Origin of the sequence: Achromobacter sp. DH1f, assembly GCF_000633435.1 — a bacterium.
Taxonomy (GTDB): Bacteria; Pseudomonadota; Gammaproteobacteria; order Burkholderiales; family Burkholderiaceae_B; genus Achromobacter; species Achromobacter deleyi.
The window spans coordinates 172799-189724 of sequence record NZ_AYMF01000033.1; the positions used below are offsets into that span (position 1 = coordinate 172799).

Consider the following 16926-nt stretch of genomic DNA (forward strand, 5'->3'; position numbering starts at 1 on the left):
GGGCTACCGGTTTCGAGAATTGAAGCGCTGCTAGGCCGAGGGTTAGGGGAGAGGTTTGCGTCGCCCGCCCAGACCGGCCGCGCGGGCGGCCGGCTCTGGGCATACACATCCTGCTACGTCGTGACGATGCACGCTGCGCGCTTGCGCGGCGTCGCTGCGCTCGCCTGAAACTTCTTGGTTTGGGTGTCATCTACGCGATGAGCGAGCCTGACCTATAGTGCGCAGCGACAGCGCCACGCAAAAATAGCCGCCCGGCCGCCCGGCCGCCCGAAGGCCGGGCAGCCCCCTCGGGGGGCAGCAAGCACGCGAAGCGTGTGCGGCGTGGGGGTCCACATTCCATAGCCGCCCGGCCGCCCGGCCGCCCGAAGGCCGGGCAGCCCCCTCGGGGGGCAGCAAGCGCGAAGCGCGCCGCGTGGGGGCTCTAATTCCCCGCTTCGCGTAGGCGGCTGGGGAGGAGTTCGCCGTGGCGGGCGAGCAAGGGGTAGGCGGCGGCGCCTACCAGGTGGGAGTTGATGCCCTTCATGTCGCGCAGGATGTCCAGGTAGAGGGCGCCGACTTCGGCGGCGTCTACCTGGCCGGCCTTGATCTTTTGCAGGTGGGTGTCGGCGGCCTGGGTTTCGATGGTGCGGAAACGGGCTTTTTCGCCGGCCAGGGCGCGGGCCTGGCGCAGGTCGTCGTTGACGAAGAGGGCGGCGGCCTGGCGTTGGTTGGCGATCAGTTCGCCCAGCGTGTCGTCCAGGCTGGCGCGTTGTTCGGGCGAGAAGGTCCAGCCTTGCTTGCGCAGCTTGGCGATGTGGCTGAGCAGGCCGTGGTGGGCGATGTCGCCGGCATGGCCGATGTTGCTGGTGAAGGCCAGGATGTCGTCCATGCGTTGCAGGTCGTCGCGCGTCATGTTTTCCTGGTCCAGGGTGGCCAGGTAGGTGGTGATGGCGTTTTCGAGCTTGTCGAGCGCGGCGTCGAGCTGGCGGGCCTGGACCATGCGGTGGCGGTTGTCGCGCTTGAAGCCGGCGCGGGCGTACAGCAGCAGGGTCTGCAGCATGTCGGCCATGCGCAGGGCTTCGCGGGCGGCGTTGCCCAGGGCGACGGCGGGCACGTCGTGGGCCCATTCGTCCAGGTATTGGGGGCGGGACGGGTCGTTGGGGTCGGTGCGCTTGGGCAGCCAGCGGGTGAGCAGCGCGGCGTAGGGGGCCAACAGCGGCAGGAACACCACGGCGATGACGGCGTTGAAAAGGGTGTGGAAGTTGGCGACGGCGCGGGCCGGGTCGCTGGACAGGTCGCTCATCAGCGGTTGCAGCCAGGGCAGCAGCACCAGGCCGGCCAGGACGCCCAGCACGCGGGTCAGCAGGTTGCCCAGGGGCAGGCGGCGGGCGGCGGGATCGTCGCCGGTGACGCCCTCGATCATGGGGTTGATGGCGGTGCCCAGGTTGGCGCCCAGCACCAGGGCAAAGGCGACGTGGGGGGCGACCATGTGGTGGCTGGCCAGCGACATGACCAGCACCACCACGGCCACGCTGGAGTGGGCGGCCCAGGTGAAGGCGGCCGACAGCAGCACGGCGGCGACGGGCTGGGTGGCCAGGGCGTCCAGGATCATGCCCAGCATGGGAGCGGTCTGGAAGGGTTCGAACAGTTCGACCAGCTGGTGCAGCGACAGCAGCAAGAGGCCCAGGCCGATGAAGACGCGGCCCAGGTCGCGGGTGCGGCCCGGGGGATAGCGGCGGAACATCCAGACGCCGGCCAGGATCAGGATGGGGGCCAGCGAGGTCAGGTCGAACGACAGCAGCTGAACGATCAGCGTGGTGCCGACGTTGGCCCCCAGCATGGCGGCCAGCGCGGGGACCAGGCCGACGACGCCGCCAGCGGCGAAGCCGGTGATCATCAGGCCGGTGGCGGTGCTGCTCTGGAGGGCGGCGGTGATGCCCAGGCCGGCGGCGAAGGCCCGCAGGCGGGTGCCCAGGGCGCGGCCCAGTGCGGCGCCGAGGGCGGCGCCGAAGGCGCGCTGCACGCCTGTCTGGACCATGTGCACGCCCCAAAGCAGCAGGGCGACGTAGCCGGCGAAGTCAAGCAGGGTAATAAGTCCGGACATCCTGGAGTCGTTCCATTCTTTTTATGACAAGAAATAATTCTGTAATGATCGCATGCCGGGGCGGGCGGGGAAACCCGTCCCTGCAATACAGCATACGCCCCGCAGGGCTTTGCTGCGCGCGGCCGGGGCTTGCGCGTATCATTGCCGGATCATTCGTGGATGCATGGGAGTTCTGGTGGCCGTTTCCGTATTCGATCTGTTCAAAATAGGCATTGGCCCGTCCAGTTCCCATACGGTCGGCCCGATGCGGGCGGCCTTGCTGTTCGCGCAGGGCCTGGAACGCGACGGCCTGTTGCCGCAGGTGGCCAACGTGCGCGCCGAGCTTTACGGCTCGCTGGGCGCCACCGGCAAGGGCCACGGCACCGACAAGGGCGTGCTGCTGGGCCTGATGGGCGAAGCCCCTGACACGGTCGACCCGGCGGCCATCGCCGGCATGATCGCGTCGGTGCGCGCCAGCCGCCAGTTGCCGTTGCTGGGCCACTACCCGGTGCCGTTCGTGGAAAAGGAACACATGATGTTCTACCGCCGCGAAGCCATGGCCGAGCATCCCAACGGCATGAAATTCCATGCCTTCGACGCCAAGGGCGAATCGCTGCGCGAGGCTCGCTACCTGTCGGTGGGGGGCGGTTTCGTGGTGACGGCGGGGGCGTCCAACAGCCAGGTCATCGCGGCGCACGACCAACTGCCGTACCCGTTCCGCACGGGCCGCGAGCTGCTGACCATGTGCCGCGAAAGCGGCCTGTCCGTGGCGCAGCTGATGATGCAGAACGAACTCACCTGGCGCGATGCCGGCGAGATCGCGGGCGGCCTGGACCGCATCTGGCAGGTCATGCAGGACTGTGTCTCGCGCGGCTGTGGCATCAATTACCCCGAGGCGGACGGCGAATTGCCCGGGCCGCTGCGGGTGCGCCGCCGCGCCCCTGAGCTGTACCGCAACCTGACCCAGCGGGCTGAACGCACGCTGTCCGACCCGCTGTCGGTGATGGACTGGGTCAATCTGTACGCCATGGCGGTCAACGAGGAAAACGCGGCCGGCGGCCGGGTGGTCACGGCGCCCACCAACGGCGCGGCGGGCATCATCCCGGCGGTGCTGCACTATTACGATCGCTTTGTCCCCGGTTCCAACCGCGAAGGCGTGCGCGATTTCCTGCTGACCGCGGCGGCCGTGGGCTTGCTGTACAAGTACAACGCCTCGCTGTCGGGCGCCGAGGTCGGCTGCCAGGGCGAAGTCGGCGTGGCGTGTTCGATGGCGGCGGGCGGCCTGGCCGCCGCGCTGGGCGGCTCGGTCGAGCAGGTCGAGAACGCGGCCGAGATCGGCATGGAACACAACCTGGGCCTGACCTGCGATCCGGTCGGCGGCCTGGTGCAGATTCCCTGTATCGAGCGCAACGCCATGGCGTCCATCAAGGCGGTCAACGCAGCCCGCATGGCGCTGCGCGGTGACGGCCAGCACTATGTGTCGCTGGATTCGGTCATCAAGACCATGCGCGAAACCGGCGCCGACATGAAGACCAAGTACAAGGAAACGGCGCGCGGCGGCCTGGCGGTGAACATCGTCGAGTGCTGAGGCGCAGCGTCGCCAAAGACAAAGCCCCTTGATCGCTCAAGGGGCTTTTTTATGGCCGGCGCGTTGCCACGGCGGCGGGTCCGGCGCGGCGATGCCGCGGCCGGGATCAGATCACGCGGGCGTTCTGCAGGGCGGCGATGCGGGCCGGGATCGGCGGGTGCGAGGCGAACATGGCTGCCAGGCCGCCCTTGCCGGTGATGCCCGAGGCTTCGAACGACTTGGGCAGCTCGCCCGGTTCCAGGCCGCCCAGGCGGGCCAGGGCGCGCATCATGGGTTCGCGGGCGCCCATCAGGTGGGCCGAGCCGGCGTCGGCGCGGTATTCGCGCTGGCGCGAGAACCAGGCCACGATGATCGAGGCCAGGATGCCGAAAATGATCTCACAGACCAGCACCGTGACGTAGTAGCCCGGGCCGATGCCGCGTTCGTTCTTGAACACGACACGGTCGATGAAGTAGCCGACGACGCGGGCCAGGAACACGACGAAGGTGTTCACCACGCCCTGGATCAGGGTCAGGGTGACCATGTCGCCGTTGGCGATGTGGGCCACTTCGTGGGCCAGCACGGCGGCGACTTCTTCTTCGCTCATGCTTTCGAGCAGGCCGGTGGACACGGCGACCAACGAGTCGTTCTTGAAGGCGCCGGTGGCGAACGCGTTGGGCGCGCCGTCGTAGATGGCGACTTCGGGGCGGCCGATGCCGGCACGGTCGGCCAGTTGGTGAACGGTATCGAGCAGCCAGGCTTCGCGCTGGCTGCGCGGCGCATTCGGATCCAGCACCTGGGCGCCGGTGCTCCATTTGGCCATGGGCTTGCTGATCAGGAGCGAGATGATCGCGCCGGTGAAGCCGACCACCACCGAGAAGATCAGGAGGGCGTTGAGATTCAGGCCGTTGGCCGTGATGTAGCGGTCTACGCCCAGGATGCGTAGCGTGGCCGACAGTACGAGCATGACGGCCAGGTTGGTGATGACGAACAGGACAATGCGTTTCATGTTTTTTTGTTCCTCTGCGAGCGGGAAATACCCCGGCTTTGACTGTGCGGCGCCGCGCCAGTTCCCCGACTGGCGGCGCTGCGTCCGGTGACGGAGAGTATAGTATCGCTTTCCCTTATTCCTCCTCACTTTCACCTGAGCGCAATCCCCCCATGCAGGCACTTTGGATGTTGCTGGCGTCCGCCATGTTCGCCGTCATGGGCTCGTTCGTGAAACTGGGCACCGAGCACGGCGCGTCGCTGCCGCAGGTGGTGTTGTTCCGCGGCTTGCCTTCGGTCATTTTGCTGCTGCTCTGGGCCCGCGCCGGCCGCCAATCCATCATTCCCACCAGCTGGAAGCTGCACATCTGGCGCAACCTGTCCGGCGTCACCTCGATGTGGCTGGGCTTTTTCGCCATTGCCCACCTGCCGCTGGCCACCGCCACCAGCCTGAACTACACGGCGCCGCTGTTCATCGCCTGTTGGATGCTGGGGTGGGGCGGGGCGCAGCGCGATCCGGTGCGCATCGCCGCCGTGGCGCTGGGGTTCCTGGGCGTGATCGCCGTGCTGCGTCCCAGCATCAACGAAGACCAGTGGCTGGCCGCCCTGCTGGGCCTGGGCGCCGGCGCCATGTCCGCCATCGCCATGATGCAAATCCGCCAACTGGGCCGCATCGGCGAACCCGAATGGCGCACCGTCCTATTCTTCTCGGTGGCCGTCTGCGTCTCCAGCTTCGCCGGCCTGGGCTTCGAGGGCTGGGGCCACGCCGACTGGACGGGCTATGCGTCCCTCATGGGGGTGGGCGTGGCGGGCCTGTTCGGCCAGCTGGCCATGACCCGCGCATTCGGCATGGGGTCGGCGCTGCTGACCGCTGCCCTGCAATACAGCACGATTATCTTCGCGGCCTTGATCGGCATGGGTTTCTGGGGCGACACCCTGGATGGCCTGGCGTGGGCCGGCATGGGCCTGATCATTTCAGCGGGCCTGCTGTCGGTCTGGCGCACCATGCGCGACCCCAAGCCGGCCTGACGCCGCGAATCCGATGAAGCGAAAGGAGCCTGCCTGATGACGACGACCCTGATTTCCGCAGCCGACCTGGCCGCGCGCCTTGGCGCCGCGGACGTGCGCGTGTTCGACGTGCGCCACGACCTGACCAATCACGCCGCCGGTCGCGAGGCCTATGCCGCCGGTCACATTCCCGGCGCCCGCTACCTCGATCACGAAACCGAGCTGGCGGCGACGCGCACCGGCAAGAACGGCCGCCATCCGCTGCCTGACCGCGCCGAATTCGGCGCACTGATGGCCGCGCACGGCGTGACGCCCCAGACCCTGGTGGTGGCCTACGACGCCAGCGGCGGCATGTACGCCGCCCATCTGTGGTGGATGCTGCGCTGGCTGGGCCACGACCAGGTCGCGGTGCTGGACGGCGGCTGGCAGGCCTGGGTGGCCGCGGGCCTGCCCACCGCCACCGAACCCGCGCCCGCCGTGCAGCCGGGCGCACCCGTGGCTCCTGGTGCGCCGCGGGTGGGCAGCGTGGACGCGAAAGCCGTGCTGGACAACATTGCCCAGCCCGCCTTTACGGTGATCGATGCGCGTGCGGCCAACCGCTACCGCGGCGAGGTCGAACCCATGGACCCGGTGGCCGGCCACATTCCTGGCGCCTTGAATCGGCCGAACGGCCAGAACCTGCAAGCCGACGGCCGTTTCAAGGACGCGGCCGTGCTGCGCGAGGAATTCACGGCCTTGCTGGACGGCCGCGATCCCAAGGCCATCGTGCACCAGTGCGGCTCGGGCATCACCGCCTGCCACAACCTGCTGTCGATGGAAATCGCCGGCCTGTCCGGTTCGCGCCTGTACCCGGGATCCTGGAGCGAATGGTGCAGCGATCCGTCCCGGCCGGTGGCCAAGGGCGAATAAGCGCCTTTTGTCTTACCAGACCGCCGCCAGCTTGACCCGCCCCGAGACGCTTTCGGCGATCTCCAGGAAGTGGTCCAGCGGCGGCGTGGCCAGGCCCGGCACCTTGGCCATGTCGTCCCAGCGCCTCAGCCGAATCGCATCCGGCGCGCCCGGCATGCTGGCGAAATCCACCGCCTGGCCCGCATCGAAGCTGCCCCCCTGTAGCGCCAGGCTGCGCTTCGAATCCTGCGAAAGCGACGCTTCATACTGCGGCTCCACGTAGCAGAGGTAGCGTTTGGCCTCCACGTGCAGCCGGATCGGGTCGAGCACGGCCGAACTGAACAGCCCGCGCAGGAACGGCAGCACGAAATACTGGTGCTTGTCGTCGACGCCGCGCAGGGTGGGGGTGCCCGGGTGATCGGCGATCAGGTGGCCCAGGTCATGCAACAGGCAGGCCGTGATCAGCGGCGCGTTGGCACCGTTGCGCTCGGCCAGCGCCGCGGTCTGCAGCGCGTGCCGCAGATGGCTGACGGATTCGCCATGATAGGAACGGTGCCCGCGTTCCAGGAAAAGCTGTTCGATGTCCTGCAAGGTCAAGGCCATGTTTGTCTCCTAGTGGCCGCAAGGGGAAGAGGCGGGCAGTGATCCTTGGATCAGCCGGCTGCCGGCGCCATCTCCAGAAAGCGCGCGATAAGCTGCACCGGTTGGCGCTCGCGCAGGCAGTACAGGTATTCATGCATCACGATGTCCGCGCCCTGGATGTCCAGCGCGACCAGATCGGGATGGGACGGAATTTCACGCGACGGGATCAGGCTGATGCCCAGCTCGCACAGGATCGCCTGGCGGATCGATTCGCGGCTGCCGATCTCCAGCGTGCGCTTGACGCTGACGCCAGCGGCCTGCAGGGCGTCTTCCGTCAATTGGCGGGTCATCGAGCCGGGCTCGCGCAGCAGCAGCGCGTGGTCGGCCAGGTCCGCCAGCGCCACCTGGCCGCGTCGGGCCAGCGGGTGGTCGCGGTGGGTGACCACGCGGATCGGGTCCGCCGCAATCAAGCGGCGATACAGATGCTTGTCATCCATCAGAAATGACGACGTGGCAATCTCGATGCGATAGTCATGCAGCGCCTGCAGCATGCTTTGCGAATTGCCGATGGTCACCGTCAGGTCGATGCCCGGGTAGCGCTGGTTGTAGCGCCGCACGGTATCCATGATGTAGAAGGGGCCGGTGGCGCCGACCCGCAGGTTGCCTTCGCGCAGGTCGCTGGCGTCGCGGAGCCGGAAATCGATCTCGGTTTCCTGCTGCACCAGCTTTTCCACCATGGGCATCAGGCTGTGGCCGGCGTCCGACAGGCGCATGCCGCGGCCCTGGCGGTGGAACAGTTCGACGCCATAGCGCGATTCCAACTGGCGCAGTTGCCCCGTCACCGTGGGTTGGCTCACGCCCAGCTGGGCGGCGGCCTTGGTGACGGTGCCGCAGCGAGCCACGGCATAGAAGGATTTCAGTTCGGCGACGAGCACGGTGTTCTGGGGCCTGGTAATGGACGCAATGCGCAAGACCGCCAGTACACCAAAATAATTTGATGTTTTTATTACTGCATTTGCGCGAAGTGTCATAAACACTCAATACGCCGCTTCCATACTGCCTTCGTTCCCAGACCGGAGGCACCATGCCCCTACAGCCCCAACGCGATACAGACACTACTCCGACGGGCGCTTCGCCCCAGAGCGGAGCGCAGCGCGGGGGCTTTCTGTCGGTCAGCAACCTGGTCAAGCGGTTCGGCGCCCACACGGCGCTGTCCGATGTGTCCCTGGATATCCGGGCGGGCGAGCTGGTGTGCCTGCTGGGGCCGTCCGGCTGCGGCAAGACCACCTTGCTGCGCGCCATCGCCGGGCTGGAACGCCAGGACAGCGGCAAGATCCTGCTGTCCGGCCGCGATATTTCCCATGCCGAGCCGCAAGAGCGCGACTACGGCATCCTGTTCCAGTCGTACGCGCTGTTTCCCAACCTGACTGTGGCCCAGAACGTGGCCTACGGCCTGAGCGGCAAGCGCGCCCACCGCAAGCACGTGGCCGACCGGGTCGAGGAAATGCTGACGCTGGTCGGCCTGGCAGGCGCGTCCAATAAGTATCCGGGGCAGATCTCCGGCGGCCAGCAGCAGCGCGTGGCGCTGGCCCGCGCGCTGGCCCCGTCGCCGTCGCTGTTGCTGCTGGACGAGCCGATGTCGGCGCTGGACGCCCGGGTGCGCGAGCACCTGCGCATCGAATTGCGTGCCCTGCAAAAGCGCCTGTCGATCACCACGCTGATGGTGACGCATGACCAGGAAGAGGCCATGGTGATGGCCGATCGCATCGCGGTCATGAATGGCGGCGTCATCGAGCAGTTCGGCACGCCGCGCGAACTGTATCGCCAGCCGGGCTCGGCCTTCATCGCCGATTTCGTCGGCGAGGCCAACTGGCTGCCGTTCGAACGCATCGACGCCCACCGGGCCCGGGTCGGCCGCCAGGAACTGGCGGTGGACGAGGCGCTGGTGCGCAACGTCGGCAAGCTGTTCGTGCGTCCCGAGGCCGTGCGCGTGAGCGTGGCGCGTCCCGAAGAACCCAACACCATGCTGGCCGACGTGCTGGACGGCGTGTTCCTGGGCCGCGGCTACCGCCTGGCGCTGCGCCTGGAAGGGGTGCCCGGCGCCACGGTGCATTCGATCGTATCCCCCGAAACCGGAGACGCCTTGCTGGGCCCTCACGCTGCCAGCCGTTGCTGGGTGGAGCTGCCGCGCCATGCGATTCGCGCCTACGCTTGATTCCGCCGTGCCCGCCAGCGCCCCCGCCGTGCCCGCGCCCGCCGCCGCCCCCGCTGTACCTGCCGCTTTGGCCGCCGCCTCGCCGCTGGGCCGCCGGCCCCTGCCGGGCTGGATCGGCCGCTTGGGCCTGACGCTGGGGCAAGCCGCCCTGGCGCTGTTCCTGCTGCTGTTCCTGGCGTTGCCGTTGGCGGCCATCCTGGTCAAGTCCGTCACCGACGGCAACGGCGATTGGGCGGGCCTGTCGGTGGTGCTGGGCATCATCGGCGCCGATGGCTTTCTCGCCATGGTCGGGCGCAGCCTGACCGTGGGTGCGGTCACGATGATGCTGGTGGTGCCGTGCGCCTACGCCTTTGCCTATGCGCTGACCCGCAGCCGCATTCCCGGCAAGGGCCTCTTGCGCACCATCGCGTTGCTGCCGCTGCTGGCGCCGTCGCTGCTGCCCGGCATTGCGCTGGTGTACCTGCTGGGCAACCAGGGCCTGCTCAAGGGCCTGTTCGGCGGGGCCACCATCTATGGCTTCTGGGGCATCGTGGCGGGCGAGGTCTTCTACACCTTCCCGCATGCCCTGATGATTTTGCTGACGGGCCTGACGCTGGCCGACGGCCGTCTGTACGACGCGGCGCGGGCCATGGGCGCGGGCTCGCTGCGCACCTTCATGACGGTCACGCTGCCCGGCACGCGCTATGCCGTGTTCTCGGCCTGCTGCGTGGTGTTCACGCTGACCGTCACCGACTTCGGCGTGCCCAAGGTGGTGGGCGGCGACTACAACGTGCTGGCGATGGAAGCCTACAAGGCCGTGGTCGGCCAGTTGAACTTCCCCAAGGGCGCCGCCATCGGCATCCTGCTGCTGTTGCCCGCGGTGCTGACCTTCGTGCTGGACCGCCGCCTGCGTGCCCGCCAGGGCGCCCAGATGAGCGGCCGCGCCCAGCCCTACGCGGCCGGCGTCAACCGTCGGCGCGATGCGGCCTTCCTGCTGCTGGCAGGCGTCATGGCGGGTTTCCTGCTGCTGATCATTGGCGTGGCCGTGTGGGCCTCGTTCGTGAAGATGTGGCCCTACAACCTGTCGATGTCGCTGCGTTCGTATGACTTCGACAACATGGACGGCGGCGGCTGGCTGGCCTGGCGCAACAGCCTGGAACTGGCGTTCTGCACGGCCGTGCTGGGCACCGTGGTGGTGTTCCTGGGTGCCTGGATGATGGAAAAGGTGCCGGCCCGCGGCGCCGTGGCGCGCGGCCTGCGCGGCACCGTCGGCATGCTGGCGCTGATGCCGATGGCCGTGCCGGGCCTGGTGCTGGGCCTGGGCTACATCTTCTTCTTCAACAGCCCCGCCAATCCGCTGAACCTGCTGTACGGCACGATGCCGCTGCTGGTGCTGTGCACGGTGGTGCACTTCTATACCAGCGCCCACCTCACGGCCGCGACTGCGCTGAACGCGCTGGACCCGGAATTCGAAGCCGCGTCCGCCTCGTTGAAAGTGCCGCGCCTGACCACGTTCGTCCGCGTGACGCTGCCGATGTGCCTGCCCGCCGCGCTGGATGTGGCGCGCTACCTGTTCGTGTCCGCCATGACGACCGTGTCGGCCGTGGTGTTCCTGTACAGCCCGAACACGGTGCTGGCCGCCGTCGCGGTGCTGAACATGGACGACGCCGGCTTCATCGGCCCGGCCGCCGCCATGTGCACCGTGATCATGGCCAGTTCGGCGGTCGCGGCGCTGGCGTTGCACCTGGCCAGCCGTGCCCTGGTGGCGCGCAGCCAGGCCTGGCGCCGTCCCGCTGCCCTTTGATTGAATATTTCTGAAGGAAGACCCTCATGACTGTTTCGCCCTTGCCCGTCCGCCTGGAAGCGGTGATTTTCGACTGGGCCGGCACGCTGGTGGACTTCGGTTCCTTCGCGCCCACCAAAGTGTTCGTCGATGCCTTTGCGCAGTTCAGCATGGACGTGACGCTGGAGCAGGCCCGCGGCCCGATGGGCGTGGGCAAGTGGGACCACATCCGCGCCCTGTGCGACGAGCCCGTCATCGCCCAGCAGTATCAGGCCCAGTTCGGCCGCCTGCCCACCGATGACGACGTGACCGCCATCTACGAACGCTTCCTGCCGATGCAGCTGGACAAGGTGGCGCAGTATTCGGCCGCCATCCCCGGTGCGGCCGAGCTGCTGCGCGCGCTGCGCCAGCGGGGCCTGAAGATCGGTTCGTGCTCGGGCTACCCCGCCAGCGTGATGCGCCGCGTGGTGGAACGTGCCGCGGGCGAAGGCCTGGAACCCGATTGCATCGTCGCCAGCGACGACGTGCCGCGCGCCCGCCCGGCGCCCGCCATGGCGCTCAAGAATGTGGTGGAACTGGCCCTGTCCGACGTGGCCGGCTGCATCAAGGTCGACGACACCGCCCCCGGCATCGAAGAGGGCCGCCGCGCCGGCATGTGGACCGTCGGCCTGCTGCTGTCCGGCAATGCCGCCGGCCTGACGCTGGATGAATACCTGAGCCTGGATGACGCCGGCCGCCAGCAGGCGCGCGAGCGCGCCACCCAGGAACTGGCGCCGGCCGCCCCCCATTACCTGATCGACACCGTGGCCGACCTGCCCGGTGTCATCGCCGATATCGAGACCCGCCTGGCGGCGGGGCAGCGTCCCTGAGGCCGCTGCCGAACGACCGTTGGATCCTTTTTCGCACTGCACCGCGGCTGGCATCGGCCCGCCGCGGCGACCCGACTCACCCTTTTTTCCGCTCACCCACGGAGTTTCCTCATGAATCGCTTCAAGCTGCTTGCACTGGCCGCCGCCCTGATGGGCACGATGGGCGCCGCTTCCGCCGAAACCTCGCTGACCGTCTACACGGCGCTGGAAGCGGACCAGATCAAGGTCTACCAGGCCGCCTTCGAGAAGGCCAATCCCGACATCAAGATCCAGTGGGTCCGTGATTCCACCGGCATCATCACCGCCAAGCTGCTGGCCGAGAAGAACAACCCCAAGGCCGACGTGATCTGGGGCCTGGCCGGCACCTCGCTGGGCCTGATGGACAAGGAAGGCATGCTGCAGCCCTACGCCCCCAAGGGCCTGGACCAGATCGCCGCCAACATGCGCGATGCCAAGGCCGAGCCCACCTGGGTCGGCATGGACGGCTTTGCCGCCGCCATCTGCTTCAACACCGTCGAAGCCGAAAAGCAAAAGCTGCCCAAGCCCACCTCGTGGGAAGACCTGACCAAGCCGGTCTACGCCGGCAAGATCGTCATGCCGAACCCGGCCTCGTCGGGCACGGGCTTCCTGGACGTCAGCGCCTGGCTGCAGATCTTCGGTGAAGAGAAGGGCTGGGCCTACATGGACGCCCTGCACAAGAACATCGGTTCGTACACGCACTCGGGTTCGAAGCCTTGCAACATGGCTGCCGCCGGCGAGTTCCCGATCGGCGTGTCGTTCGATTACCGCGCCGCCAAGCTGAAGGCCGACGGCGCTCCGGTCGAAGCCGTGTTCCCGTCGGAAGGCCTGGGCTGGGAAGTCGAAGCCACCGCCATCGTCAAGGGCACCAAGAACCTGGATGCCGCGCGCAAGCTGGCTGACTTCTCGGCCAGCCGCGAAGCCAACGAGCTGTACAAGGCCAACTTCGCCGTGCTCGCGATTCCCTCGATCGCCACGTCCAACCCCAACCTGCCGGCCGACCTGACCAAGCGCATGATCAAGAACGACTTCGTCTGGGCCGCCACCAACCGCGAACGCATCATCGCCGAGTGGACCCGCCGCTACGACGGCAAGTCCGAGCCCAAGAAGAAGTAAGCCTTCGGGCCGCAAGCCGGGAAGCGCCTGCGGGCGCTTCCCCCGCCAGTCTTCTCGCATTGCTATTCAGATGAAAAAATTCGACGTAATCGTGGTCGGCGCGGGCATGCTCGGCATCGCGCACGCCTGGGCGGCCGCCAAGCGCGGCCTGTCCGTGGCCGTGATCGAGCGCAGCCGCCAGGCGCACGGCGCCACCATCCGCAACTTCGGCCAGGTCATCGTGACCGGCCAGGCGCCGGGCATGATGCTGTCGCACGCCCAGCAGGCGCGCGAGCTGTGGCTGGAACTGGCCGACAAGGCGCAGTTCCATGTTCGCGCCAACGGCGCGCTGGTGCTGGCGCGCAATGCCGACGAGGCCGAGGTGCTGGACGAATTCGCCCAGACCCGCCTGCGCCAGGAAGGCTATCGCGCCGAACTGCTGTCGGGCCGCGAAGTGGCCAAGCTGTACGACGGCCAGTTGGCGCATCACTGCGCCGCGCTGCACGGCCAGGACGACCTGCAGATCTATTCGCGTGAAGCGCTGCCCGCCATCACCCGCTACCTGGCCGAATCGCTGGGGGTGCAATTCATCACCGGCACGCTGGCGCGCGCCGTCGAGCAGGGGCAGGTCGCCACCACCGCGGGCGACTTCGCGGGCTCGCACGTGTTCGTCTGCCCAGGCCACGACTACCTGACGTTGCTGCCCGAGCACTTTGCGCCGCTGAACCTGGAGGTGACGCGCCTGCAGATGCTGCGCGCCGCTTTCGAGACGCGTCCCATGGCGCTGGACCGGCCGCTGCTGACGGGCCTGTCCTGCGTGCACTACGGCGCGTTTTCCGACCTGCCGTCGGCGCTTGCGCTGCGCGACGTGATCCAGGCGCGCAGTCCCATGCTGCTGGAAAACGGCATCCACCTGCTGATCAGCCCCACGCCGCATGGCGAGCTGATCATCGGCGATTCGCATCGCTATGGCCAGGACGCGTTTCCGTTCAACGACGAAGCCGTCGATGACGCCATGCTGGACCTGGCCTCGCAGGCGCTGGGCGCACGGCTGCGGGTGGTGGAGCGCTGGCAGGGCGTGTATGGCACGCACGGCCCGGCGCCGTTCTCGGTGCTGCCGGTGGACACGGCCACGACGGTGGCGGTGATGCATTCGGGCGTGGGCATGACGGTGGGGCTGGCCATCGGCGAGCGCACCGTGGCGGGCGTGCTGGGGCGCTGACGCGATTGCCGGGCGGGGCGCCAGCTGTCGGCCTAGACCTCGCCCGAGACCTCGTCCCCAAAGAAAAGGCCTTGCGATCGCAAGGCCTTTTTTCATGAGGGGGGGGCGTTACAGCCGTTCTTGCATGATGCGGCGATACCACTCGTGAAAGTGCTGCATGCCGTCTTCCATCGGCGACTGGTAGGGGCCGGTTTCGTTCACGCCGCGCAGCATCAGGGCCTTGCGGCCGGCATCCATGCGTTCGGCGATCTCGTCGTCTTCGATGGCCGTTTCCATGTAGGCCGCGCGCTGCGCCTCGACGAATTCGCGCTCGAAGGCGGCGATTTCCTCGGGGTAGTAGAACTCGACCACGTTCACGGTTTCCTGCGGGCTCTTGGGGTAGAGCGTCGACAGCACCAGCACGTGCGGATAGAGCTCGATCATGTGGGTCGGGAAATACGTGACCCAGACCGCGCCGAAATCCGGGGCGTCGCCCTCGCGGAACGACAGCAGGCGATCGTGCCATTGCTTGTACACATCGGAACCCGGCTGCGCCAGCGCGTTGTGCACACCGACCTTCTGCAGGCTGTACCAGTCGTTGAACTCCCAGGTCAGGTCGTCGCACGTGACGAAGCGGCCCAGGCCCGGATGGAACGGGCCGACGTGGTAGTCCTCGAGGTAGACCTCGATGAAGGTCTTCCAGTTGTAGTTGCACTGGTGCACTTCGACGTGGTCCAGCACGTAGTCGCCGAAGTCGAACTCGGGCCGCGAGAACAGCGGCGCCATGTCGGCGGCCGGATCGCGCGGGCCTTCGAACAGCAGGCCGTGGCAATCGCGCAGGCGGAACTTCTGCAGATTCATGCAGGGGGTCGTGTCGAACTGCGGCGCGCCCAGCAGCTCACCCTGGCTGTTGTACGTCCAGCGGTGCAGCGGGCAGACGATGTTGCCGCCGGTGGCCTTCAGGTTGCCGTGCGAATTGCAGGTGCCCGTCACGTCGCCGGCCTGGCCGCCCAGCATCAATGCCTGGCGGTGGCGGCAGACATTTGAGATGAGTTCAACGCCGTGCTGGTTGCGAACCAGCACGCGCCCTCCGCTTTCCTGGGCCAACGTACGCCAATCCCCGACGTCCGGCACCAGCTTCTGGTGGCCGACGTACTGCGAGGATTGCTTGAAAATGAGTTCTTGCTCGCGGGCAAAGAGGGCTTCGTCAAAATAAGCACTGACGGGTAGCTGGGTGCGAGCTGGCACAACATGTGCCATCCGACCGATGTCGGTCATGATTCCCTCCGCTCGGATGAATATTTCCCCCAAAAGCCGCGCCCACATCGTTGGGTTCAATGCCGGTGGGCTGGCTGCCTTTGGCTGGATGCCCCTCATTGGGGGCGTCTTTCTCGGGGGCGGCCCGGCGATAAAAAGCCGGCACGGCTTGAGCTTGGGGCCGCAAATTGTACCCCAACCCTTTTCCCCACGCCCGTGAAGATCGGTGAAGCTTAGTGAAGATCGGGGCGCGCCGATTTGACCCTGCGCAAAAGCCGATTAACCCTACGTGGCATAGGTTTTTCAGACCAGCCTGCGCGTGGCTGGATGGCGCCTGAGCAGCCAGCTGCTGGCGGCCGACAGGGCGAACACCGCCAGGGTCAGGAGCGGCACGGTCCAGGCGTCGTTGCGTCCACCGGTAAAGGCCCCGGCGCGATGCGCCAGGTCCAGGAACACCGGATGGATGAGGTACACGCCGAAGGTCAGCGGCGCCAGCGCGGCCAGCCGTGGCACCCGGGGCGACGAGACGATCCATTGAAATGCGGCCAGTGACATGAACGGCACGGTCAGGCTGAAGTAGTCGTAGAAATAGGTGTCCAGCGTGCGGCCGCTGGACATCACGTGCACGCCCAGGGCCGTGGCGGCCACGCTGGCGGCCAGCACCCAGCCGGGGCGCGGCACGCGCATTTCACCGTCGAAGATCTGGCGTCCCGCCACGAAATAGCCCAGGTAGGGCAGGAACCAGGTCAGGAAGAAGCCGGGCTGCGCGCCCAGTGCGCGGCGGTACAGCGCCTCCAGGATCGCCAGCCCCAGGATGCCCACCACCCACAACGAACGCGATTGCGGCGTGCTGCGCACGTACAACGCGCGCACCAGGGGCGCGAACAGGTACAGGCCCACGATCATGTAGAGATACCAGAGGTGGTAGTAGGGCTCGCCCTGGGCGACCTTGCGGGGCCAGAATGAAACGTCCACCCGGCCGTCATCCCACCAGTCCAGGCCGCTGCGCCACAGCAGGTAGAAGAGGGTCCAGAACACCAGCGGCGCGCAGATCCGCGCCATGCGCCGGGTGTAGAAGCGGCGTGCGTCCTGCGGTTTGGAAGGGTCCAGCAGCAGTGCGCCGCTGACCATCACGAATACCGGCACGCACCAGCGGGCCGCCGAATCGTACAGGTTGGCGGCCAGCCAGGCGCCGTGGCCGTAGGCCGATGGTTCGCTGACGATCAGGGCGGCGCTGTGCAGTAGCACCACCGCGGCGGCGGCCAGCCAACGGGCGGCATCCAGTCGGGCGTAGCGGTCATCGGTCAGTGGCATCGGGCTCCCGGGCGTTGGTGTAACGGGCGCGGGCGCGGCGCCCGCCTTCGTTTTTCACCTTAGCAGCCGGGGCGGCGCGGCTTCTGTATCCAGGCGTTAGG

Annotated in this window: 14 protein-coding genes; 8 read left to right on the plus strand and 6 right to left on the minus strand. The window is 67.5% G+C overall.

Annotated elements, in window-relative coordinates; all coding sequences use genetic code 11:
• Positions 1 to 421 precede the first annotated feature (421 nt).
• Positions 422 to 2083 (minus strand): Na/Pi cotransporter family protein, encoded by a 1662-nt coding sequence (locus U858_RS0127005; protein WP_025140240.1) that lies wholly within the window; start codon positions 2081 to 2083, stop codon positions 422 to 424.
• A 175-nt stretch (positions 2084 to 2258) separates the two neighbouring features.
• Here U858_RS0127005 and U858_RS0127010 point away from each other — a divergent pair, with 175 nt between their 5' ends.
• Positions 2259 to 3650 (plus strand): L-serine ammonia-lyase, encoded by a 1392-nt coding sequence (locus U858_RS0127010; RefSeq protein ID WP_025140241.1) that lies wholly within the window; start codon positions 2259 to 2261, stop codon positions 3648 to 3650.
• 106 nt (positions 3651 to 3756) lie between these two features.
• Here U858_RS0127010 and htpX read toward each other — a convergent pair whose 3' ends face one another.
• A complete protein-coding gene (gene htpX / locus U858_RS0127015) occupies positions 3757 to 4638 on the minus strand; it encodes a protease HtpX (protein ID WP_025140242.1) in 882 nt (293 codons plus the stop codon).
• Positions 4639 to 4790: 152 nt separating this feature from the next.
• Between htpX and U858_RS0127020 the strand changes: the two genes are divergently transcribed.
• Both U858_RS0127020 and U858_RS0127025 read left to right on the plus strand, forming a co-directional pair.
• Positions 4791 to 5645 (plus strand): DMT family transporter, encoded by an 855-nt coding sequence (locus U858_RS0127020; RefSeq protein WP_025140243.1) that lies wholly within the window; start codon positions 4791 to 4793, stop codon positions 5643 to 5645.
• A 36-nt stretch (positions 5646 to 5681) separates the two neighbouring features.
• The gene (locus U858_RS0127025) at positions 5682 to 6533 is read left to right on the plus strand and encodes a sulfurtransferase (RefSeq protein ID WP_025140244.1); all 852 of its coding nucleotides are present in this window, start codon (positions 5682 to 5684) and stop codon (positions 6531 to 6533) included.
• A 12-nt stretch (positions 6534 to 6545) separates the two neighbouring features.
• On the opposite strand, the gene U858_RS0127030 is transcribed toward U858_RS0127025, so the two are convergent.
• Positions 6546 to 7115 (minus strand): phosphonate degradation HD-domain oxygenase, encoded by a 570-nt coding sequence (locus U858_RS0127030; RefSeq protein WP_025140245.1) that lies wholly within the window; start codon positions 7113 to 7115, stop codon positions 6546 to 6548.
• A 50-nt stretch (positions 7116 to 7165) separates the two neighbouring features.
• Complete coding sequence (locus U858_RS0127035) at positions 7166 to 8029, minus strand: LysR family transcriptional regulator (RefSeq protein WP_025140246.1); 864 nt, start codon at positions 8027 to 8029, stop codon at positions 7166 to 7168.
• 149 nt (positions 8030 to 8178) lie between these two features.
• Here U858_RS0127035 and U858_RS0127040 point away from each other — a divergent pair, with 149 nt between their 5' ends.
• The 5 genes from U858_RS0127040 (at position 8179) to U858_RS0127060 (ending at position 14275) form a co-directional block, all read left to right on the plus strand.
• Positions 8179 to 9309: a putative 2-aminoethylphosphonate ABC transporter ATP-binding protein gene (locus tag U858_RS0127040; protein WP_025140247.1), complete on the plus strand. Its 1131-nt coding sequence runs from the start codon at positions 8179 to 8181 to the stop codon at positions 9307 to 9309.
• Complete coding sequence (locus U858_RS0127045; protein WP_025140248.1) at positions 9287 to 11092, plus strand: putative 2-aminoethylphosphonate ABC transporter permease subunit; 1806 nt, start codon at positions 9287 to 9289, stop codon at positions 11090 to 11092. The genes U858_RS0127040 and U858_RS0127045 overlap by 23 nt, the downstream gene beginning before the upstream one ends.
• Before the next feature lie 26 nt (positions 11093 to 11118).
• Positions 11119 to 11940: a phosphonoacetaldehyde hydrolase gene (gene phnX, locus U858_RS0127050; RefSeq protein WP_025140249.1), complete on the plus strand. Its 822-nt coding sequence runs from the start codon at positions 11119 to 11121 to the stop codon at positions 11938 to 11940.
• A gap of 111 nt (positions 11941 to 12051) precedes the next feature.
• Positions 12052 to 13074, plus strand: a complete 1023-nt coding sequence (locus tag U858_RS0127055) for a putative 2-aminoethylphosphonate ABC transporter substrate-binding protein (protein ID WP_025140250.1) — start codon at positions 12052 to 12054, stop codon at positions 13072 to 13074.
• Positions 13075 to 13144: 70 nt separating this feature from the next.
• Positions 13145 to 14275 carry a TIGR03364 family FAD-dependent oxidoreductase gene (locus tag U858_RS0127060; protein ID WP_025140251.1) on the plus strand — a complete coding sequence of 377 codons (1131 nt, stop codon included), beginning with the start codon at positions 13145 to 13147 and terminating at the stop codon, positions 14273 to 14275.
• Positions 14276 to 14383: 108 nt separating this feature from the next.
• Here the strand turns inward: U858_RS0127060 and U858_RS0127065 are convergent, their stop codons facing one another.
• Both U858_RS0127065 and U858_RS0127070 read right to left on the minus strand, forming a co-directional pair.
• Positions 14384 to 15532, minus strand: a complete 1149-nt coding sequence (locus U858_RS0127065) for an aromatic ring-hydroxylating dioxygenase subunit alpha (protein ID WP_025140252.1) — start codon at positions 15530 to 15532, stop codon at positions 14384 to 14386.
• 282 nt (positions 15533 to 15814) lie between these two features.
• Positions 15815 to 16825: an acyltransferase gene (locus U858_RS0127070; RefSeq protein WP_025140253.1), complete on the minus strand. Its 1011-nt coding sequence runs from the start codon at positions 16823 to 16825 to the stop codon at positions 15815 to 15817.
• Positions 16826 to 16926 lie beyond the last annotated feature (101 nt).